23 protein-coding genes are annotated in these 21,015 nt (G+C 42.0%); 17 read left to right on the plus strand and 6 right to left on the minus strand.

Annotated features, from left to right (window positions below; translation table 11 throughout):
• The first annotated feature begins 87 nt into the window (after positions 1–87).
• The 6 genes from RSX31_RS00135 (at position 88) to proC (ending at position 4,194) form a co-directional block, all read left to right on the plus strand.
• Entirely contained in the window at positions 88–804 is a 717-nt protein-coding gene (locus RSX31_RS00135) for a DUF421 domain-containing protein (protein ID WP_148968246.1), read from the plus strand.
• 61 nt (positions 805–865) lie between these two features.
• Entirely contained in the window at positions 866–1,603 is a 738-nt protein-coding gene (locus RSX31_RS00140) for an alpha/beta hydrolase (protein ID WP_315632708.1), read from the plus strand.
• A gap of 114 nt (positions 1,604–1,717) precedes the next feature.
• On the plus strand, positions 1,718–2,014 hold the full coding sequence (locus RSX31_RS00145; protein ID WP_262371574.1) for a YciI family protein: 297 nt from the start codon (positions 1,718–1,720) through the stop codon (positions 2,012–2,014).
• A 35-nt stretch (positions 2,015–2,049) separates the two neighbouring features.
• On the plus strand, positions 2,050–3,069 hold the full coding sequence (locus RSX31_RS00150) for a phosphotransferase enzyme family protein (RefSeq protein WP_315632709.1): 1,020 nt from the start codon (positions 2,050–2,052) through the stop codon (positions 3,067–3,069).
• Positions 3,066–3,269, plus strand: coding sequence for a hypothetical protein (locus RSX31_RS00155; protein WP_148968250.1), 204 nt, complete (start codon positions 3,066–3,068; stop codon positions 3,267–3,269). Before RSX31_RS00150 ends, RSX31_RS00155 begins: the two co-directional genes overlap by 4 nt.
• Positions 3,270–3,387: 118 nt before the next feature.
• Positions 3,388–4,194 (plus strand): pyrroline-5-carboxylate reductase, encoded by an 807-nt coding sequence (gene proC / locus RSX31_RS00160; RefSeq protein ID WP_148993248.1) that lies wholly within the window; start codon positions 3,388–3,390, stop codon positions 4,192–4,194.
• Between the two features lie 95 nt (positions 4,195–4,289).
• Here the strand turns inward: proC and RSX31_RS00165 are convergent, their stop codons facing one another.
• The 3 genes from RSX31_RS00165 to RSX31_RS00175 form a co-directional block, all read right to left on the minus strand.
• Positions 4,290–4,943, minus strand: a complete 654-nt coding sequence (locus tag RSX31_RS00165) for an SIMPL domain-containing protein (RefSeq protein ID WP_315632710.1) — start codon at positions 4,941–4,943, stop codon at positions 4,290–4,292.
• A gap of 8 nt (positions 4,944–4,951) precedes the next feature.
• The gene (locus RSX31_RS00170) at positions 4,952–5,389 is read right to left on the minus strand and encodes a hypothetical protein (RefSeq protein ID WP_148968253.1); all 438 of its coding nucleotides are present in this window, start codon (positions 5,387–5,389) and stop codon (positions 4,952–4,954) included.
• Between the two features lie 88 nt (positions 5,390–5,477).
• Positions 5,478–6,428, minus strand: a complete 951-nt coding sequence (locus RSX31_RS00175) for an L-lactate dehydrogenase (protein WP_148968254.1) — start codon at positions 6,426–6,428, stop codon at positions 5,478–5,480.
• A gap of 313 nt (positions 6,429–6,741) precedes the next feature.
• Here RSX31_RS00175 and RSX31_RS00180 point away from each other — a divergent pair, with 313 nt between their 5' ends.
• The 3 genes from RSX31_RS00180 to RSX31_RS00190 all read left to right on the plus strand — a co-directional run bounded on the left by RSX31_RS00180 (position 6,742) and on the right by RSX31_RS00190 (position 8,440).
• Positions 6,742–7,278, plus strand: a complete 537-nt coding sequence (locus tag RSX31_RS00180) for a GNAT family N-acetyltransferase (RefSeq protein ID WP_148968255.1) — start codon at positions 6,742–6,744, stop codon at positions 7,276–7,278.
• Between the two features lie 15 nt (positions 7,279–7,293).
• Positions 7,294–7,779: a tetratricopeptide repeat protein gene (locus RSX31_RS00185; protein ID WP_148968256.1), complete on the plus strand. Its 486-nt coding sequence runs from the start codon at positions 7,294–7,296 to the stop codon at positions 7,777–7,779.
• Positions 7,780–7,849: 70 nt separating this feature from the next.
• The gene (locus RSX31_RS00190) at positions 7,850–8,440 is read left to right on the plus strand and encodes a histidine phosphatase family protein (RefSeq protein ID WP_148968793.1); all 591 of its coding nucleotides are present in this window, start codon (positions 7,850–7,852) and stop codon (positions 8,438–8,440) included.
• A 26-nt stretch (positions 8,441–8,466) separates the two neighbouring features.
• Here RSX31_RS00190 and RSX31_RS00195 read toward each other — a convergent pair whose 3' ends face one another.
• Positions 8,467–9,768 (minus strand): NCS2 family permease, encoded by a 1,302-nt coding sequence (locus tag RSX31_RS00195; RefSeq protein WP_148968257.1) that lies wholly within the window; start codon positions 9,766–9,768, stop codon positions 8,467–8,469.
• Between the two features lie 244 nt (positions 9,769–10,012).
• On the opposite strand from RSX31_RS00195, the gene RSX31_RS00200 reads away from it, so the two are divergent.
• The 3 genes from RSX31_RS00200 (at position 10,013) to cydC (ending at position 15,414) form a co-directional block, all read left to right on the plus strand.
• Entirely contained in the window at positions 10,013–11,656 is a 1,644-nt protein-coding gene (locus tag RSX31_RS00200; protein WP_148993250.1) for a M20/M25/M40 family metallo-hydrolase, read from the plus strand.
• Positions 11,657–11,965: 309 nt separating this feature from the next.
• Positions 11,966–13,696 (plus strand): thiol reductant ABC exporter subunit CydD, encoded by a 1,731-nt coding sequence (cydD, locus tag RSX31_RS00205; RefSeq protein WP_315632711.1) that lies wholly within the window; start codon positions 11,966–11,968, stop codon positions 13,694–13,696.
• The gene (cydC, locus tag RSX31_RS00210; RefSeq protein WP_282138226.1) at positions 13,696–15,414 is read left to right on the plus strand and encodes a thiol reductant ABC exporter subunit CydC; all 1,719 of its coding nucleotides are present in this window, start codon (positions 13,696–13,698) and stop codon (positions 15,412–15,414) included. Before cydD ends, cydC begins: the two co-directional genes overlap by 1 nt.
• Positions 15,415–15,460: 46 nt before the next feature.
• Here the strand turns inward: cydC and RSX31_RS00215 are convergent, their stop codons facing one another.
• Positions 15,461–16,072 (minus strand): nitroreductase family protein, encoded by a 612-nt coding sequence (locus RSX31_RS00215; RefSeq protein WP_148968260.1) that lies wholly within the window; start codon positions 16,070–16,072, stop codon positions 15,461–15,463.
• 150 nt (positions 16,073–16,222) lie between these two features.
• Here RSX31_RS00215 and RSX31_RS00220 point away from each other — a divergent pair, with 150 nt between their 5' ends.
• A complete protein-coding gene (locus tag RSX31_RS00220) occupies positions 16,223–16,531 on the plus strand; it encodes a winged helix-turn-helix transcriptional regulator (protein ID WP_148968261.1) in 309 nt (102 codons plus the stop codon).
• 31 nt (positions 16,532–16,562) lie between these two features.
• Here the strand turns inward: RSX31_RS00220 and RSX31_RS00225 are convergent, their stop codons facing one another.
• Positions 16,563–16,703 carry a hypothetical protein gene (locus RSX31_RS00225; protein ID WP_187443317.1) on the minus strand — a complete coding sequence of 47 codons (141 nt, stop codon included), beginning with the start codon at positions 16,701–16,703 and terminating at the stop codon, positions 16,563–16,565.
• Positions 16,704–16,851: 148 nt separating this feature from the next.
• Between RSX31_RS00225 and RSX31_RS00230 the strand changes: the two genes are divergently transcribed.
• From RSX31_RS00230 to RSX31_RS00245, 4 genes are all read left to right on the plus strand, one after another.
• On the plus strand, positions 16,852–17,814 hold the full coding sequence (locus tag RSX31_RS00230; RefSeq protein ID WP_187443318.1) for a LacI family DNA-binding transcriptional regulator: 963 nt from the start codon (positions 16,852–16,854) through the stop codon (positions 17,812–17,814).
• Between the two features lie 202 nt (positions 17,815–18,016).
• Complete coding sequence (gene mscL / locus RSX31_RS00235) at positions 18,017–18,478, plus strand: large conductance mechanosensitive channel protein MscL (protein WP_148993253.1); 462 nt, start codon at positions 18,017–18,019, stop codon at positions 18,476–18,478.
• A gap of 98 nt (positions 18,479–18,576) precedes the next feature.
• The gene (locus tag RSX31_RS00240; protein WP_315632712.1) at positions 18,577–19,509 is read left to right on the plus strand and encodes an ATP-grasp domain-containing protein; all 933 of its coding nucleotides are present in this window, start codon (positions 18,577–18,579) and stop codon (positions 19,507–19,509) included.
• Between the two features lie 227 nt (positions 19,510–19,736).
• Positions 19,737–20,918: a HAMP domain-containing sensor histidine kinase gene (locus RSX31_RS00245; RefSeq protein ID WP_315632713.1), complete on the plus strand. Its 1,182-nt coding sequence runs from the start codon at positions 19,737–19,739 to the stop codon at positions 20,916–20,918.
• Positions 20,919–21,015 lie beyond the last annotated feature (97 nt).

Below are 21,015 nucleotides of genomic sequence, written 5' to 3' on the forward strand. Positions count from 1 at the left end.
TTTTTATTTATAAGCAAACAACCTTCATGTTTGTTCTGGGATAGGGGAAACTATCCCTATCAGACTCAAAAAGGATTTGAATAGTTCATGGTTGATTTTAAAGACTTGGGTATCGTTGCATTAAGAATTTTTACAATACTTCCATTTATGATTTTTGTCACATTATATATGGGGAAACGTTCCATCGGGGAGTTGCCGGTATTTGATTTTTTAGTGGTCCTCGTGTTTGGCTCTGTTGTAGGAGCGGATATTGCAGATCCTGACATCAAACATATCCATACCATCGTCGCAATGATTTTAATCGGTATACTACAAAAGATCTTGACCAAAATGAAAACCTCTTCACGAAAAGTGGGTAAACTGCTTTCATTTGAACCTACGGTGGTCATTGAAAATGGTCAGGTTCTAAAAGAAGACTTAAAAAAAACCGGTTATACGATTGATAATATCCTGATGCTTCTCCGGGAGAAAGAAGTATTCTCATTGCAAGATGTGGAAATTGGAATCATTGAATCGAATGGGAGTTTATCGATTCATAAGATTCCCCCAAGACAAACGGTTACAGTGGAGGATGCAGGAGTGATGAAGCGGACGAGCCTTGCATTTCCTCTTATAGTAGATGGTGTATTGCATACGGGCGTTTTAGATAAATTAAACGTGGAGGAAAAATGGGTTCGGGATGAATTGAGAAGAGAAGGATTCACGGCAATCCATGAGGTATTCTATGCCTCTATCAATGTAAGAAAAGAAATCCATATCGTGAAAACATCTGATATTCACGCGTATCCTCATTTTTTTAACTGAGCATTCATAAAAGAAAAGAGCTGTAGGGTAGAGTATACTAAAAGTAAAAAAGGTGATCCCTGTGAAAAAGATACTCAAATGGACTGCCATTGTTCTTCTTGCAGTTGTCCTAATAGGTGGCATTGGATTTTACTTCTGGTCAGAACAAACGTATTCAGCTACAGAAGAATTAATAAAAACAATCAAAATCGAAGAGGATCCATTAATTGAAGAAAAAAAAGACTGGCTTATTTTTAACCCCGAGAAATCTAACAGCAAGGGACTTATTCTATATCCAGGAGCAAAGGTGGAAGTCGAGGCTTATGGGTATTTAGGGAAGTCACTTTCTGAGAAGGGGTACACAGTCGTCATTCCAAGGATGCCCTTTCATATCGCTTTTTTTGGTATAGGTGAATCTGAAAAAATCATAAACAGTTTTGATGAGGAGCTTGATTGGTATGTGTCAGGTCACTCATTGGGTGGAGTAGCGGCTGCTAAATACGCCTATGATCACCAAGATGAGATAAAAGGGGTGATTTTCCTCGCCTCTTATCCAACAAACTCAACTGATTTTTCTGAAAGCGATGTTCCTTTTCTAAGTATTTTTGCAGAGAACGATGGGCTTACTACAAAGGATGATATTGAAGAAAGTAAAAAAATATTGCCGCATGCAACGGTTTTCCACCAAATCGAAGGGGGAAACCATGCAGGCTTCGGAATGTACGGGAAGCAAAAAGGAGATCTTGAAGCAAATATTTCCCCAAGGGACCAGCAAGATGAAATCATACGGACGATGAATGCATGGTTAATGAAGAATTGATTTCATTATTATGAAAGCTGTTGAGCAGACTCAGCAGCTATTTTTGTATGTCAAGATAAAGGAATCCTGACGTACAAGGTAGTATATATAAATATAGAAGGAGGTTCGATTCAGATGGAATTTATCTATGTATTAAAGCTTATCCCGCGTTTACATAAAGAAGAAAACTGGATGACAGCGGATGAAGACATTGTTCAATATCACTTCCAGAGGCTAAAAGAATTCACTGAAGCAGGAGTGGTAATCCTTGCCGGCAGAACATTGAATGAAGAAGAAAATGCTTTTGGAATCGTGATTTTTGAAGCGGAAGATGCAGAAAAGGCTAAAGCGTTCATGAAGGAAGATCCTGCGGTAAAAGAAGGAATCATGACAGCAGAGCTGTTCCCTTACAGAGTGGCCCTTTCGAGATAGGAAATCAATTCTGAAATAGAGTAGGAGAAGGTACGATGGAAGAGTGGATAGAAGAACTTTTTACAGAGGAACTATTGGCTGAAGCTGCCTTACGATTTGGCTGTAATACTGCTCAAGCTAAGAAACTAGGAGACTTTGAAAACTATGTGTATGAGGTGCATAAGGAAAACATTCCCTATATCCTCCGCCTCACTCACAGTTCTCATCGGTCAGAAAGAGAAGTGGAAGCTGAACTGAAATGGATTAACTACTTACATAAGCACGGAGTTAATGTATCATTAGTCAATCATTCTGATAAAGGAAAGCTCGTAGAAGTCATCCAGGCAAGAAAATCGTATTTCTATGTGTGTTTGTTTGATAAAGCTCCAGGAAGTCCTGTGAAAGTGAATGATCCGTTATTCAATGAAGAACTATTTTATAAATGGGGGAAAATGACAGGACATATGCACAGGGTAACAAAGGCATATGGGGAGGATGGCATCCACCGTCTTCGCTGGGATCAGGACGATGTGCTGGACTATAAGAAATATTTATCTGAGGAAGACAGGTACATCCTTGATGCTGGTCAAAGAAACATGGAGGAAATTAGAAGCTTTGTGGAAACCAAAGACACTTTTGGGCTCATTCACTCAGACATCCATCCAGGGAATTTTTTTTACCATGAGGGTGATCTTCATGTGTTTGACTTTGACGATAGTACACAGTTCTTTTTTATAAGTGACGTTGCCATCCCTCTTTACTATTCCGTGTGGTGGAAGTTTAGGAATGAGAACTTGGATATCCGCAACCAATTTGGCGGTAAGTTTCTCGTTTCATTTTTAAAAGGATATTTGACGGAGTGTGAATTAGAAGAAGAGTGGGTAGAACGAATCCCCCATTTCCTTTTGCTCAGAGATTTAACACTGTATTCTGTTTTCCATAAAAAATGGGACCTTGAGAATTTATCCGAGGTCGAGGAGTCGCTTCTTTCACAGATCAGGGACAGATTGCTCCATGATGAACCAATCGTCGACCTGGACTACGGTGAAATTTTTGAAAAAGCGAGGGTAAAATGATTTGGGCACTGCTTATTGCAGGTGTGATCATCGGATTGTTAGTCCGTCTTATGAGGACGACCTTTAAGAGTGGATATGGGATGTCTGAGGATTTATTTGATCAGCCTCAGTATATGAAAACTTGCAATCATTGTCACAGGAAGATTCCAAAGGATTATCAAAAATCTCTTTGTCCCCATTGCGGGAAGCTGGTGGAATGATGGAAAGGTTTGAAGGATTTCTCCTTCGGGCCTTTTTTAATGACGTTTATTTTATATGAGGAGATAAATTTGGTATGATGCTAAAGACTGTTTACAAACAAACTGATGAGGTGAAGAAATGGATAAAACCATTGGATTTATAGGATGCGGAAATATGGCACAAGCGATTATGGGCGGTATATTGAAATCCGGTTTGGTGGATGAACATTCGGTTAAAGCGAGCGCCAGAACTCAGGAGACGCTGGATAAAGTAGCAGGGGAATTTGGAGTGGGGGTTACCAGTGATAATATAAGTGTAGCAGCCTTTTCGGATATTGTGTTTTTATCAGTGAAACCAGACCAATATCGGAGCATTATCGAATCGATAAAGGATTCCCTGAAAGAGGATGCCATCATCATTACCATTGCAGCGGGTATCACCATTGATTGGATGGAGAGTCAGCTTTCTGAATCAATGAAAATTGTCCGGACTATGCCAAATACCCCGTCTCTTGTAGGAGAAGGTATGACGGCCTATTGTGTAAATAATGAAGTAACGGAAGAAGACCTTGCAGATGTACAAGCGATTTTAGAAAGCTTCGGAAAGGCTGAAATGGTAGAGGAAAGCCTGATGGATGCCATTCCAGCAGTAAGCGGATCTTCTCCCGCGTATGTGTTTATGTTCATAGAAGCACTGGCTGATGGAGCGGTTCTGCAAGGTATTCCACGAAAGCAGGCTTACCAGCTCGCATCCCAGGCTGTACTTGGAGCAGCAAAAATGGTTCTCGAAACGGGCACTCACCCAGGAGAACTGAAGGATGCCGTTTGCTCACCAGGAGGAGCAACGATTGAAGCGGTATCAGCTCTGGAGAAGAATAATTTTAAAGGAGCCGTTTTAACGGCTATGGAAGCATGCGGTCGTAAATCGAAGTCTCTGGGAGAGTAAATTGGAAAGCATTTATTTTACGTTATTCTGAAGGTCCGTCCCTCTCTACTTTATTCAAACTGCCAAAGTATTTGTTTACTTTGGCAGTTTGTTATTTATCGGGTTTGGTATTCTACTGTCAAGATGGCTGTGACGCCGATTTGTCCTGGTTGCACGGTTGTACTTTCTTCAGCGGCTTTCACAAATCCAGTTGTTACAAAAGGGGTGACCATTGGGCTTGATTGCTCTGTGATGGACTTTGGCTGGGGGTTGAGCTGCTGCCCCGATTGGTTCGATAATGTGAGTGCTTTTTGGTATGCCTTTTGATATGCGGAAGTAAGGGCTAACTGATAGGATTCAATAGGATTTGAATTGACAAATTGAATGTTTTCTACCCGATTCGCTCCGCTTTTTATGGCATCATCCATAATCGTACCCACTTTTTCAATATCATTTATAGTTACGCGAAATACTTGGCGAACCTCATATCCTGTAAAAATTTGTTTCCCGTCCTCATAATTGTATTGTGGGAATACTTGATAGGTGGAGGTTTGGATATCTTTTTTTGACACACCGTTATTTAATAGTGATTGTAAGACTTGAGTGGATTGTTGTTGGTTCTGGTTTTGTGCCGCTTCAAGTTCTTCATCTTTAGTGACAACACCGATAGAGACAATGGCTTGATCGGGATCCACATAAAGTGTATGCTCACCAGTTACAGTAATCGTGCCATTGGTGTTGCCGGTTCTATAGTAAGGATATGAATACATGAGCAAACCTACACGCAAGTAAAGGATTCAATTTTATCTAAATCGATGCCGAAGTATACCCATGTGAATCCGATCCATCTCCACCCGGCAATGGAACGGCGCCCAACAAAGACAGGATAAAACCAGAAAGCATCTCTTCGTAACCAAATATACGTGTAACGGAATAAACATCTTCTGATGGCACCCGGGTCTACTGCAAAGACACTTGGTCCACCTTGTGTTCCTTGCATCACCGTTTTTTGTGGTTGGAAGTTCGGTGGTGGTCCGGGTGGTGGTTGATTTTGTCCGCCTTGCCCTCCTGCAGGTGGTGGTGAGCTTGGTGCGCCTTGTCCTCCCCCAGGAAAACCTGGAAAGCCACCACCAGATCCTTGACCTCCACCAGGAAAGCCGGGGAACCCGCTGCCTCCCCCAGGAAAACCAGGGAATAGTTGTCTGTGATCATACATAGAAGAACCTCCTCATAAAGAATTCTCTTTATCATATGAGGAGGTCCAATGGGCGTGCGTGTCTATTCATTTTAACGAAGGGAGTAAATCAAGAATCCATCGCTTTTTTCATCACATTTTTTAGCGTCTCTGCTGAGTGAGCGAACTGAGTTCTTTCTTTGTCATTTAACGGAAGCTCGACGACTTTTCTGATACCTTCACCATTAATGATGGCAGGGACACCGATGTATATGTCTTCCTGATCATATTCACCTTCAAGGAGGGCAGAAACGGTTAAAATGCTATTTTCATTGTTAAAGATAGCTTTGGTAATCCTGGCAAGACCCATGGCAATGCCGTAATAGGTTGCGCCTTTCCGTTCAATGATGTGATAGGCTGCATCTCTTACATTGACGAATATATCATCGAGCTGTTTCTGCACGTCATCCTGGTGGAGATCAATCAACTCACTTAAATGACTTGCACCTACAGTCGTGTGGCTCCAAACGGGAAACTCCGTGTCACCGTGTTCTCCCATAATATAGGCGTGAATATTACGTGTATCAATATCAAAATGCTCTCCGACTAAGTAGCGAAGTCTTGCTGTATCGAGGATCGTTCCTGATCCGATGACTCTTTCTTTCGGAAGACCGGAAAACTTCCAAGTTGCATACGTTAAGATGTCGACAGGGTTCGTCGCCACAAGGAAAATGCCGTTGAATCCACTATTCATGACAGAGTCTACAATGGATTTAAAGATCTTCACATTCTTTTCCACCAGGTCCAGACGGGTTTCACCCGGCTGCTGGTTCGCTCCTGCCGTAATCACGACCAAGTCAGCGTCCCTACAATCACTGTAATCTCCTGCAGATATTTTCATAGGGGAAGCGAATGCAAGACCATGGTTTAAATCACGTGCATCTCCATCAGCTTTCTCCTTATTCAAATCAATCATCACGAGCTCATGTGCGATTCCTTGATTCAGAAGAGCAAAGGCATAACTTGAGCCTACAAATCCTGTACCGATTAAAGCTACTTTGTTTGTGCATTTGATTGTCATACGTCATCACCTATCCACTAAATATTTGTGAAAAAATTGGTCACATGAATCTAACAATGGCCAGATAAAAAGAAAGTAATAAAGCCTTAAGTATATGAATTGAGATATTGTGAAATGGTTCACAATGAAATGATAACATGAAACACATTGATATTCTACTCTGAAATATAGCATAACATACATATTTGTGAATAAATTCACAAAATTGTCATACAGAGAAATGGTCCCAGTTCCTTCCCACAAATAAAAAAAGGGTTTTTTCTGATGTGTGATGAATGTATAAAGGAAGAGGAGAGGTATGGGAGGTGTCTGTATGAATGTCAGGAGTGGGGATTTATATATCCGTCGGTTAGAGGAGGGGGATAAATACACGTTGGCAAGGTGGTTGCAGGATCCCGTGGTGCTGGAGTTTTATGAAGGGAGGGACTGCCCATTCACTCTTCAGATGGTGGAGGAGAAGTTCCTGGCAGAGAGGGACGTCTTAGGTTGTCTGGTTGAGTACGAGGGAATTGAAATCGGTTATCTTCAGTATTATCAGCTAGATGAAGAAACAATGATACGATATGGTTACACGAATTTAGATGAAGTGATTTACGGTACGGATCAATTCATCGGAGAAGCGACATATTGGAACAGGGGAATAGGGACGAAACTCATTCGAGCTGTAGTAGAGTACTTGCTCAAGAAGGAGGGTGTCCACCGACTCGTGGTGGATCCCATGACTTGGAACACCAGAGCGATCCGTTGCTATGAGAAATGTGGATATAGTAAATCAAGAATACTGCGGGAGCATGAGCTTCATGAAGGCGAACATCATGATTCCTGGTTGATGGAGTTCATTCCCGAGTAAATGGGAGACTTTAAAATGAGTAGAAAAATAGAAGAAGCCATTGAATTGAGAGAATCGGGAGAATACGCAGCTTCCATTGAAAGGTGGAAGCGATTGATTGGGGAAGAACCAGATAATGGTTTTCTGCATTACCAATGTGCATGGAGCCATGACGCAATGGGACTCGAAAGCGAAGCTGTTCCTTATTACGAAAGTTCGATTCAATTGGGACTGGATGATAAAGAATTACAGGGCGCCTACCTTGGATTAGGGAGTACATATCGGACATTGGGAGAGTATGAAAAAAGCAAATCCGTGTTCGAGAAAGGAATAGGACGATTTCCTGAAAATAAAGCGTTGACGGTCTTTTATTCCATGACCCTCTATAATTTGAACGAACATAGTAAAGCAATGGAGCTGCTGCTGACGTGTATTGGAGAATCGTCACAAGAATCCACCATCGAACCTTATAAAAAGGCGATAACATTTTATGCTAGTCAATTGGACGTCGTGTGGAAATAAGAGTAGCTGTTCTGCATGACAGCTCTTTTTTTTGTGGTTGGAAAGTAAGAAGGAGTGAATGAAGTTGGCAATAACTCAACTGTATCTGGTGAGGCATGCTCACTCGAAATACACCCCCGAGGAATTAACCAGACCCTTATCAGACAAAGGTAAGGTGGATGCTGAGCATGTAACGGAATTATTAAAGAAGGAAAAGATTGATGCAGTATGTTCCAGTCCATATAAAAGGGCGGTGGAAACCGTTGAAGGGACAGCCCGCCATATTGGGCAGGGAATCAATTTATATGAAGAATTGAGAGAACGAACTCTCTCTGGAAAACCTGTTCAAAACTTTGAAGAGGCAATCTCATTGGTGTGGGAGGATCCTGCTTTTTCCTTGGAAGGCGGAGAGTCGAATCTCACCGCTCAAAAAAGAGGCGTACAAGGGATATTTAAGATCATTGAAGAATATAATGGGAAAAACGTCGTGATTGGAACACACGGTAATATTATGGTTTTGATCATGAGTTACTTTGATCCTCAATATGATATCAGGTTTTGGAGAAAGCTTGAAATGCCAGATATATATTGTTTAACTTTTGATGACAAAGTTCTAATAAGCGTCAAGAGAATATGGACACAACCAGCTGAATTTGCACCACAAAAAGACCGTTCATTATGAACGGTCTTTCAAGTATCTATATCGGGTCAATGAGGCAGGAATGCCAGCTGATAGAAGAACAGGACGGCAAAGATATAGACGAGTGGATGTACCTGCTTCCATTGCCCTTTTACGACTTTTAATAATGGGTAAGAAATGAATCCCAGTGCTATCCCTGTTGCGATGCTTGATGTTAACGGCATGCTAAGAATGATTAAAAAAGCAGGGAAGGCTTCATCTAATTGATCCCATTTAATATGAGAAATGCTCCCCATCATTAAGCTTCCTACGATGATTAGGGCAGGAGCTGTAATGGCTGAAATTCCTGATACGGCACTTACAAGTGGACCGAAGAATGCAGCGGCAATGAACAGGATAGAAACCGTTAATGTTGTTAATCCTGTTCTTCCTCCAGCGGAAACACCGGCTGAAGATTCAATATAAGCGGACGTAGGACTTGTCCCAAACATCGCCCCTACAGTTGTTGCAATGGAATCCGCAAGTAAGGCTTCACGTGCTCTTGGCATCGTGTTGCCTTTCATAAGCCCTGCTTGTTGGGCCACCCCGATCATCGTTCCTGTTGTGTCAAAGATAGTTACAAGTAAGAATGAGAACACAACGGCATATAACCCGTATTGAAAGACATCGGCAAATGCTGTAAGAGGATTTGCTACGATAAGTCCTTCTGGAAGATGTGGAAGGGCCACAAACCCTTCTTTAAATGATAATTCTCCTGTGAAGAATGCGACGAGTCCAGTGACTATCATTCCGATAAATAACGCTCCATGGACACGTAAGACCATGAGGATAAGGGTAACAGCCAATCCGATTAACGCTAGGATCGCTGAAGATGAATGAAGATCCCCCAGCTGTACTAAATTCGTTGGATGAGCTTGGATAAGTCCTGTCAGTCGTAATCCAATAAAGGCAATGAACAAACCGATTCCTGCGGTGATGCCGTGCTTTAGATTTTGGGGAATGGCTTCGATCAATTTTTTTCTGAATGGTGTTAATGAAAGAATGATAAAGATGATACCTGCTACAAAAACGGCAGAGAATGCAACGATATAAGAAATGTCATCATTCGCCCCTACTACAGAGTAAGTAAAGTAAGCATTCAATCCCATCCCTGGTGCGATGGCAATTGGATAATTTGCGAACAAGGCCATCCATAACGTGCCGGCTACGGCTGAAATAATGGTTGCTAAGAAGACTTGATCAAATGGCACACCTGCGTCGGCTAAAATAATGGGATTGACAACGACAATGTAAACCATTGTTAGAAATGTTGTAATACCTGCCAGTATTTCAGTTTTGGGATTAGTGCCATGTTCCTTTAATTTAAACATCGTAATACCTCCAATAAAAACGAACATTAAAAACGCGCAACTTCTATAATATTCGGTAATAGATCGAATTTCAATAGAAAGATATGAAATTTTTTTAAGAAATAATCCTGAAACCCCTTCCAAACCCCTTTCATTTTCGATAAGATGTTATCAATTATAGAAGAATCAGTCTCTATAATGCCCAGTAAGTAAACGATTAACCACGCATAAGCTGACATTTCTCAAGGAAAGGAGCGGTACTAACGTGTATACACAATTAAAAAACAAATCAATCTCCGAGCAGATTGAATTCATCACACGATCTTTAGTCGCTCTGAAAAGCTATAATGGGACAATTGGCGAAAGTGAAAAAGCCCAGTATATATATAAAATGATTTCTTCATTTCCTTATTTTCAAAAGCATCCTGATCGAGTCTGGCTCCAAGAAGTCCCGAACGATCCGACAGGAAGGAAAAACGTGTTTGCCCTCGTGAAAGGAGCGTCTTCGAAAACTGTATTATTCCATGCCCACTATGATACGGTAGGAACCGATGATTATGGTGCACTGCAGGATATGGCTCATGATCCCGACTTTCTTCAGAAGTTCTTTATGGACTATGAAGGAGAGGAAAAGGTGAGAGAAGATGCCCTCTCTGGAAACTGGCTGTTTGGAAGAGGGGCATTGGATATGCAGAGCGGAATTGCCGTACACATGGCGAATCTCTTGTACTATACGGGACAGGGAACACCAGATGGACATTTACTCTTCCTATTTAATGGTGATGAAGAAAGTGAACATGCCGGAATGATTGCAGCTTTAAGCGAACTCTATCGTTTGAAAAAAGAGGGCTTTGACTATTTGGCAGCTATCAATACCGATTTCATTTCTCCTATCTATGATGGAGACTGTAAACGATATATTTACACGGGTGCTGCAGGAAAACTCCTGCCAAGCTTTTATATATATGGAAGAGAAGCGCATGTAGGGGATGTGCTGACATCCATCGATCCTACTGTGATTGCTTCCAAGATCAATCTTGAAATCAATCAGAACTTAGATTACCTGGAGGATATACCAGGTGAATTCACCCTGCCTCCATCTTGCCTGTATTTCAAAGATGACAAACATACGTATAATGTTCAAACCCCTTTGAGCGCTTCTCTATACTTTAACTATTTTGTATATGAGAGAACTGCCCGGGAAGTCCTCTACGATATGAAGAAGACAGCATTAAAGGCAGTAAGTGATTTGGAAGAACGCAGTAAAAGACAGTTTGAGCAATACCGGAGCTATCATGGTTTCCCGGAAAGGGAGTTTTCATGGGAAGTGGAAGTTCTGACGTTACGGGAGTATATCTTCTGGCTGAAGGAAAGAGGCATTGATCCGGATCCTGTCATGAAAAAGGTCTTTTATGATATGGAGGGAGATGACAGAAGGACGATTGCGTATGCCATGGTGGAAGCACTGCAGCATCTGGATCCCGATCGAACGCCAAGAGTGATCATTTTCTTCGCACCGCCATTTTTACCTCATAACTTTGTGAATGAAGAAAATGAGTATGGCAAGAGGGTGAGAGAGGCGTTAGGGAAATGCTTAAACGATATAGCCAAAGAAACCGGCGAAGAATTTGTCATTAAACGGTTTTTCCCGTATCTGGCAGATGGAAGTTTTCTCTCTCTTCATGAAGAAGACGAGGATATTGACGTATTCAAAAAGAACATGCCGCTGATCAATCAGTTGTATCCAGTTCCCATCGATATGATCAGAAAGCTGAACATCCCTTCTATTAATATCGGTGTGTACGGAAAGGATGGCCATCAGTGGACAGAGAGAGTGTATAAACCTTACACCTTCTCAGTATTGCCGGAGATTATCCAGCGTGTGACGAAGGATTTATTGAAAATATAACAGGACCCATAAAAATAGAGAGGACATTCGCTTAGCGATGTGCCTCTCTATTTTTATTGATTGGAATATAGTTTGTGCAGGTTTTGCAATTATTGTAAAATGGTCGGATTACTGGTGATTTCGGCTGGATTCGTTAGGAGATAAATAAAAAACTATACCATCCACGCCGTATTCAAAACTAACTGGGTTCTGGAATTGTCACAAAAAGGTCAATCCTAAAAGATGCATAAAGAGAACAAGTCTACTATAATAGAGTTATCAATTTGTGAAATGTTTCACTAACTTTTAACCTTGGAGTTGAGAAGAGGTATGAAAGAACTAAATAAATTGGCTAAGCAGCAGAAATCATCCATGATGACTCTTTACGGAACATCCCTATTGATGGGGGGAGTAGTGATTGGACAAGCTTACTTGCTGGTTAGCATTGTAAATAAAATGTTTATAGAGGGAGCGGGATTTCAAGACATTTTTCCAATGCTGGGTGCATTGCTGCTTATTTTAGTGGGGAGAGCAGCCCTCACGTATGTGAATGGACGAACAGGAATCAGGATGGCTTCGAAGGTAAAGAGCGACTTGAGAAAGCGGCTCTTGAATAAGTGGGCAAAAAATCCACTGCAAGCGTCCATACAAGGGCAGTCTGGACAAAAAGTCAGTACGATGATGGATGCTGTCGATGGGCTGGATGGGTATTACAGTCAGTACGTTCACCAAAGAATTCAAACGACCATCGTTCCGTTAATACTGTTAATCACCATTTTTACTGAGCATATTTATACGGGACTGATCATGGTCATAACGGCCCCGTTCATTCCTCTGTTTATGGCGATTATCGGAGTGATGACAAAAAATAAATCCGAGAAGCAAATGGATAAGCTGACGGCTTTTTCCGGACGATTTCTTGACACACTGCAAGGATTGACTACCTTGAAGCTTCTTGGAAGAGGGAAACAACAGAAAGAAGGGATCCGTTCTGCCAGTCTTGACTTTCGTGAAGCCACGATGGAAGTGCTCAAGACCGCATTCTTATCTTCCTTGATGCTAGAGTTTATTTCCATGTTAAGTATTGGACTGATTGCTCTTGAAGTAGGGCTCAGATTAGTCGTCTTTGAAAGCATTTCATTCTTTACCGCTTTCTTCGTTCTTGTGCTTGCCCCGGAATTCTATCTATCACTAAAAGAGCTTGGGCAGGCCTTTCATACTGGCCGAGGAAGTATGGGGGCCGCGAAAAAAGTCATGGAGGAGCTTGAAGAAAAAGATCGACCTGTGCATTGGGGAGAGAAGGAACTCGAATCGTTTGGAACTCCTGCCACAATGGAATTACGTACTGTCGGTTTTTCCTACGGGGATAAGGGATTTGTTCTTCAATCCATTTCGGCGGTCTTTCCTCCCGGCAGCCAAGTGGCGATCGTCGGTCACAGCGGAGCAGGCAAAACAACTCTTCTTCATCTTTTAGCAGGACTTCTTGATCCCTCTGAAGGAGACATCGTGATCGATGGATATTCAAGAAGTGAATATAGGGAAAGCGACTGGTTTGATCAACTGAGTTATATTTCACAGAATCCGTATTTATTCTCAGGCACAATCTCAGAGAATATTGCAGTTGGAGGAAGAGAAGGCGTGACCCGGGAAGAGATTGAATACGCTGCTGAAAAAGCAGGAATCTCACAAATGATTGCAGGTCTCGATAAAGGGTTTGACACACCGATCGGTGAAGCGGGGAGAGGGCTTTCAGGAGGAGAAAAGCAGCGTATTGCCATAGCCAGGGCTTTTCTCAAAAAACCTTCTATTATTCTCTTCGACGAACCGACAACAGGATTGGATCTTAAAACCGAGGGAATCCTTCAAGCCTCCATTCAGGAATTATCCAAAGATTCAACGGTGATTACAGTGGCTCACCGCTTGCATACAATTCGTGAAGCAGATCAAATTCTGTTTTTGGAAAATGGGAAATTATCGGGTATAGGAAATCATGAGGAGTTAATGAAGTCCTCTTCACGCTATCATGAGATGGTGACAGCACAGCAAGGGGTGAATACATGATGAAAGAGTTAGGATTTGTCGTAAAGCTGATGATGAAGGAAAAGAAGGATATAGTGTATTCTATTCTTTTTGGCTTCCTGGCTGGAATGACCTCTGTCGGTTTATTTGCTTCCAGTGGTTATTTAATTTCTAAAGCAGCTTTGGAAGTACCTCTATACGCACTGACGGTGATGATTGCACTCTTGAAGCTATTCGGTTTTACAAAGGCGCTTAGCCGCTACGCGGAACGTTATTTTTCCCATCGAGCAACATTCACGATTCTGGCTAATTTACGAGTCTCGATTTATGAAGCAATCGAACCGTTAGCGCCGGGAATTTTCGGTCGATACAGAAGCGGTGATCTTCTCTCAAGAATTGTCGGGGACGTAGAGAGCCTCCAGAATTTCTTTCTTAGGGTCTTTTATCCCCCTGTCATTCTGGTGATGGTGTTCTTAAGTACGATTTTGTTTACGATGTTTTATTCTGTATCCGTTGCATTGATTCTTCTCGTGGGCCTTCTGCTGACGGGATTCGTCGTCCCTGCCTATTTTGCTCTTAAACAGAGGAAGATTGAAGTGACTTTAAGAGAAAGACGGGGGGAGTTGTCTACTGAAGTAACGGAATTTCTATATGGATTCAGAGACCTGAAGATCTATCAGAGACTGGAGGATAAAGAGAGAAGTCTTGTTCATGCATCAACAGGCTATGTGAGTGAAGAGGAACGTGAGGGTATCCATTCCCTCTTTAGTCATTCAACCAATATCCTGGTTTCGCTTCTTATTTCATGGATCGTTTTAGCTGTAGGGGCCTATTCGGTGGGATCAGGTCAACTGGACGGAATATACCTTGCTATGCTTGTCATGATCTCATTAACCGTATTCGAAAACGCCACACCCATGGCAATTCTCCCTACACACTATGAAGATTCCCGCAGAGCGGCAGCCAGGCTTTCTTCAGTCATTCCAGAAGAGAGCATCGAGAGGGACGGACCTTCATTTGGCGGGAAACTTGGCGGGGAAGCTCCGTCCTTTCACCTGAAGGATGTAAGCTTTTCCTTCGGGGGAGAGGAAAGAAAAGCATTGGATGGTGTGGATCTTGAGCTGCCTGCAGGTTCGAAAACAGCGATTGTAGGCCCGTCGGGATCAGGGAAATCAACATTGCTTCAATTGTTATTAAACTTTTACTCAACGGATCAAGGATCGATTTTCGTCAATGATGCTTCAATTAAAGATTTCGATAAAGAGTCGTTGTGGGAGCATGCCAATGTGGTTCTTCAAGAAAATCATTTCTTCTACGGCACTTTAAGGGATAATCTTATGCTGGTGCGTGACGGATTGACAGACGGGGAAATGGAATCGGCATTAGATAAAGTGAAGCTGAACCACTTTTCGTTGGAAGACACTGTACTGGAAAAAGGAGAGAATCTTTCTGGAGGAGAAAAGCAGCGATTGGCCATTGCAAGGACACTATTGAAGGGCTCACCCTTATGGATGCTGGATGAACCGACGTCTTCGGTTGATGCGTTGACGGAGAAAGAGATCTTTGACCATCTTTATAAAGTGGCCGGTGGGGACACGTTGATTCTGATCTGTCATCGTTTAATTGGTCTTGAAAACATGGATCAAATCGTCGTCATGGATCAAGGGAAGGTTATAGAAGCAGGAAGTTTTGATGAGCTCATGGATAAAAAAGGCTACTTCTTTGAAATGAAACAGATTGAAAAGAGCGTACTCTTTTAGCAGACGAAAAAGCCGCATCCTCTAAGGATGCGGCTTTTTCATAGGTTTATTCCGCCCAATCAATTAAGTTGCGGATATCTAAACGATCTGATTTTCGTGCTTCTTGAAGTGGTTTTCCGATTGTAATCAACATAATCGGGATATAACGGTCCGACACATTGAAGTCGGAAACGAGAGCTGCCGGATTGAAACCGCCGATTGGGCAAGTATCCCAGCCTTTCGCTTTTGCAGCAAGCATGAATTGCATAGCGGCTAAGGAAGCGTTACTGAAAGCGGCGTCTCTTGGATATTCATCACGGCTGTATGCACCGTCAATTTGTTTCTTCAATACCTCTTTGATTTCCGCCGTCATTTCACCTTTTTCAATGGCAGGATCAAAGACAGGGTCGACATTTTTATTTGCTTCCAGGTCACCAAGTATAGCCACGACTGCAGAAGCATCATGTACCTGTTGTTGATGATATGCAATCGGAAGTAAACGTTCTTGAACTTCTTTATGATCGAATACCAGGAATTTCCACTGTTGAAGATTCCAGGCAGATGGTGCTTTTCCCGCTGTTTCGAGCAGGCTGACTAATTCCTCACGAGGGATCTCCACTTGAGGATCATATACTTTCGTTGAGCGCCGTTCATCGACGACTTGAAAGAAATTATCCATGATAAAGCCTCCTTGATGTTTAAATAGGTGTTATAATATGGTATATAATTGTATGTTACTTACTTTTTGTAAGTGTATAAGCAATATGAACAATATAACCGACGTTTTAGTATGCGTCAAGTGATAACGATTTAGGATGTGAAAACTTATATGGAAACAAAACTCTGCCCGAAATATGCCGCTGCCTTCGAACTATTAGGCAAGCGCTGGATCGGGATGATCATAAAGGTATTATTTGAAGGAACGTGCCGTTTTAAAGATATAAATTCAGAAATACCGAATATCAGTCAAAAGGTGTTAACTGACAGATTAAAGGAACTGGAGGAAAACGGCATCGTGTACCGGGAAGTTCTCGACGAAAAGCCGGTCAAAGTCCTTTATAGCCTGACGAAAAAGGGAAGAGAATTGGAGCCCGTGATGGAGGCCGTCCAGGGTTGGGCAGTGAAATGGGTAAAGTAAAAGCCTGCTTCAATGAAGGCAGGCACTTGAATTAGTTGAGGTCATGGTTGTATATGTGCTCAAATGGATCCTGTGGATCGTGGGGAGTATAGAAATGGATGGGCTTTAATGCGGCGTAGCTTCCTCCGATGATGATGATACACAGAACGGGTAAGAATAAAATACCGAGCATAGAATAGCCTCCTTATCATGTTTTAGGGGTAGACCCCTTGCATGATTAACTCTAAAGTGTGAAACGCGTTTCATAGCAAGCGTTTATTAATAGTTTTGCTCAAAATGGACAAGTGTGCCATTCATAATATTTGATGAGGGGTATGGGGATGACAAATATTCGCAGTATCGCCAAGCTTGCGGGAGTATCCGTTTCAACAGTCTCAAGGGTATTAAATCAACACCCTTATGTGAAAGAAGAAAAACGTCGGAAAGTTCTCGAGGCCGTCGAGCAATTAAATTATATAAAAAACGCAAATGCTGTCCATTTATCAAAAGGCAAGACCTATAGCATAGGAGTTGTTTTGCCGTATTTGAATCTTCCTTACTTCGGAGAAATTCTTCAAGGTATTGCAGGGGAAGCGTTAAAGCATGGATATCATCTTCAACTTTTTCAAACGAATTATGACAAGGGAGCCGAACTTGATGCCTTTCATCGTCTGCAAATGAAGGAAGTGGACGGATTGATCTTAACTTCACGGTCAAATTCCCTCGATGTTCTCACTCCGTTCATGGAAAATGCCAATGTTGTTTTCTGTGAGAATGTGTACGGTCACTCGTGTAAGAAAATATATATCGATCACTATCAAGGAATCAGGAATGGTCTCGAGCATCTTTATTCAAAAGGTCACTCCCGGATAGGTCTATGCCTGCATCGAATGTTTGGGACGAATAGTGAAGAGAGAATCCGGGGGTATTACGATAGCTCAGAAGCTGCGGGCAATCCTGTGCGTGAAGAGTGGATCTTCAATGACTGCTATCACCTGGAAGATGGAAGAGACGTGGTGAAGGCATGGGAACAGCTGAAAGAAAAACCTTCAGCCCTTATCGTAACGAGTGATCAGGTTTCAGCCGGCATGGTGACAGAGGCTGGGAAAAGAGGGATCAGGATACCCGGTGATTTGGCTATCTTAAGCTTTGATAATCATCCTATTGCCGATGCCCTGAACATTACATCCTTTGAAGTTCCGATACGAAAAGTGGGAGAAGAATCGTTTAAACTATTTCTTGAAAATACGGACCCTCGTCCCGTGATATTGGAAACAAAATTATTTGAAAGAGGTACCGTGTAAGTTCCTTATGAGATAGAGGAGGCGAAAAGAATGTTAGGGAATAAAGATGAAAAAATGTTGATCATCCTAATGGGGGTAGTCGCTATTATTGTGTTGCTTGCCATTGTAGGGAAATATCTTATGTAGCTTTTTTGCCCTTGTCTTCATAACTCACTCGTTTCTGCCATATGTTAAGAGTAATGAAGCGGTAGGTGAGTTCATCATGTGGTCTGAATTTAAACAATTCATTTCAAGGGGGAATGTAATTGATTTAGCGATTGCAGTCATCATTGGTTCAGCGTTTGGCAAGATTGTGGAGTCTCTCGTTCAAGACATGATGATGCCGGCAATCGGAATGTTATTTGGCGGCATTAACTTAGAAGGCCTGCACCTTCGAATTAGAGCAGAGGTGATTGAATTGGGAAAGTTCCTACAAGCACTTGTAGACTTTCTTCTTGTGGCCATGAGCATTTTTTTGATGATAAAGGTGGTCAACCGCTTGAAAGGCGGAGAGCAGCAATATAAGGTGAAGCAAACGACTAACCTTGAAGTATTACAGGAAATCAGGGATATCTTGAAGGACGATCATAGCCCTTCCCCTAGCGATGATTTCCCGAAAACAATCGATCAGCTCACCAAAAGTGGTATGAAAATTCAGATGAGAACCGACAGAAAGCCAAGATAAATTCATGATCATTGACCTAAATCCTACTTTTATAGTAGGATTACTTTGTGTTGTACGACCATTTTTGAAAAATCCTACGAACAAATGGGGTAATGATCTTGAAAAAAATTCATATTATTCATGAAAATAGTGAATGGACCAATCATTTAACGGCTCGTCTCGACGAGCTTCACTTACCTTATGAGGAATGGTTCCTCGATCAAGGACTCATCGAGTTATCATATGAGCCGCCTGAAGGAGTTTTCTATAATCGGATCAGTGCATCTTCCCATACCAGAAACCATCGTTTTGCACCTGAGTTAATGGAAAGCGTTCTTTCATGGTTGGAGAGATATGAAAGAAAGGTACTGAACGGGAGTCGTGCCCTCCGGTTGGAAGTGAGTAAAGTGAATCAGTATATGGCCTTGAACGCTGCCGGCATCAAGACACCGAAAACCATTGCAGCTGTTGGAAAAGAGCAGATCATAGAAGCCGCACAAAAGCTCAACAAACCATCATTCATCACCAAGCATAACCGAGCAGGAAAAGGATTGGGTGTTCAGTTGTTTCATTCACTGGACGCACTGAAAAACTATGTCTACAGTGATGCATTTGAAGAACCGCTGGATGGCACGACGCTAATCCAGGAATACATTGAAGCACCGGACGCTTCGATCACACGCTGTGAATTCATCGGCGGCACATTCATGTATGCTGTGAAGGTGGATACGTCAAAAGGATTTGAATTATGTCCCGCCGATGTCTGCCAGGTCGATGATTTATTCTGCCCAGTGGGGGAGCAGGAGGAAAAGCCTAAATTCCAAATCAGGGAAAACTTTTCCCATGGCATCCTTTCGTCTTACGAAGCATTTTTAAAAGAAAACCGGATTGATGTAGCCGGGATTGAATTTATTCAAGACAAAGAAGGCACCATCTACACGTATGATGTGAACACCAATACAAATTACAACAAGGATGCCGAGGCGAAGTACGGACAATACGGGATGCTTGAGTTGGCAAAATACCTTGGAGAACAATTGAAAACTTTGTAAATTGATGACCCTCCTGTACATGTACAGGAGGGGTTTCGTATGTAAATGCACGATTACAAATATATTTGTGACGATTTTTGCAGTAGTATGGTAGAATTTCTATAAAGTAGACAATATCTGTGAAAGGTCAAAGGGTAAGTATGATTATCTTTAATCAGGATGTTATTAACAATTTCTTTTATATCATTTTGAGTATTTTTTTAATTTTTTTCCTTATTGAAAAGAAGATGATACATGGTTGGTATACAAGGTTAGCAACCCTTGTTTCTTTAAGTTTTGCCATTATCCTGTGCATGCTTTCCCCGATCTATCATAATCCATACTGTGTACATGATTTACGGATGATTCCTTTTGTACTCGGGATCATGTATGGAGGACCATACACAGGGCTCGCACTTTTAGTTGTTTTATTGGTATCCAGGACTATGATATATAGTTGGAGTTTAGTAGCATTTGTTATTTATGTGGTGATCTATCTCTTGACGGTGGTCGGGATGAAGTGGTTCCATTTTGACCGGTTAACGAGCCGTAAGAAGATTATATTTTCAGTGATTCTCTTTACCATTCATTCCATCGTAGCGGCACTTATTGCGAATGCCATGACAGTGTTTGTAATTGATGAAAGCTATCTCATTAATTTCATCTTACTCCCATCAGTGGGAATGCTCATTTTGACATATATATGTGAAACATTGCTTAAACAGATTCAAATCAAACACGCACTCGTAAAAATAGAGAAAATGGAAGTACTCGCTCAACTGGCAGCCAGCATTTCACACGAAGTGAAGAATCCGTTAACGGTTATAAAAGGATTTCTAAGATTGCTCAATCAAGAAAATCTTCCAGTCGGAAAAAAAGAGCAGTACTTAGCCATCGCATCATCAGAATTGAACCGGGCAGAAGATATCATCAATGACTATCTCACATTTGCCAAGCCGGACCCTGATCAAGTAGAGGACATCTCAATTTCCGAACAACTCAATAAGCTTGTTGATATGGTAGAGCCCCTGAGCAACCAGCAATCGGTTGACGTACATAAAAGTATCATGGACGCCACCATTGTCGGCAATACAAGGAGTTTTCAGCAAGCATTTCTCAACATCATGAAAAATGCGATCGAATCCATGCCAAAAGGAGGTACCCTTTCGATACTTTCGAAGGTTCAGAAAGGGGACGTAAGCATAACCATCACTGATACTGGAATCGGGATGACCTCTGAACAACAGGCAAGACTCGGAGAACCTTATTTTTCTACGAAGGAAAAAGGGACTGGTCTTGGGCTTATGGTATCCTATCGCATCATTGAAGCGATGAGAGGCGTCATTACAGTTGAAAGTAGAGTTGGCAAGGGGACGAGTTTTCAGATTGTGTTTCCTTTGGATCGTATGAAAGACCCTTCATCTTTATAGGTGGAGGGTTATTTAAATTTTACTGACGCCAAACGATTCCGCTTTTCGGTATGTCCAGCTCCGGCGGCTAGTCCCTCGAGGTCATAAGTCAAGGACA

This window comes from Rossellomorea yichunensis (genome assembly GCF_032337515.1).
GTDB classification, from domain to species: Bacteria; Bacillota; Bacilli; order Bacillales; family Bacillaceae_B; genus Rossellomorea; species Rossellomorea yichunensis.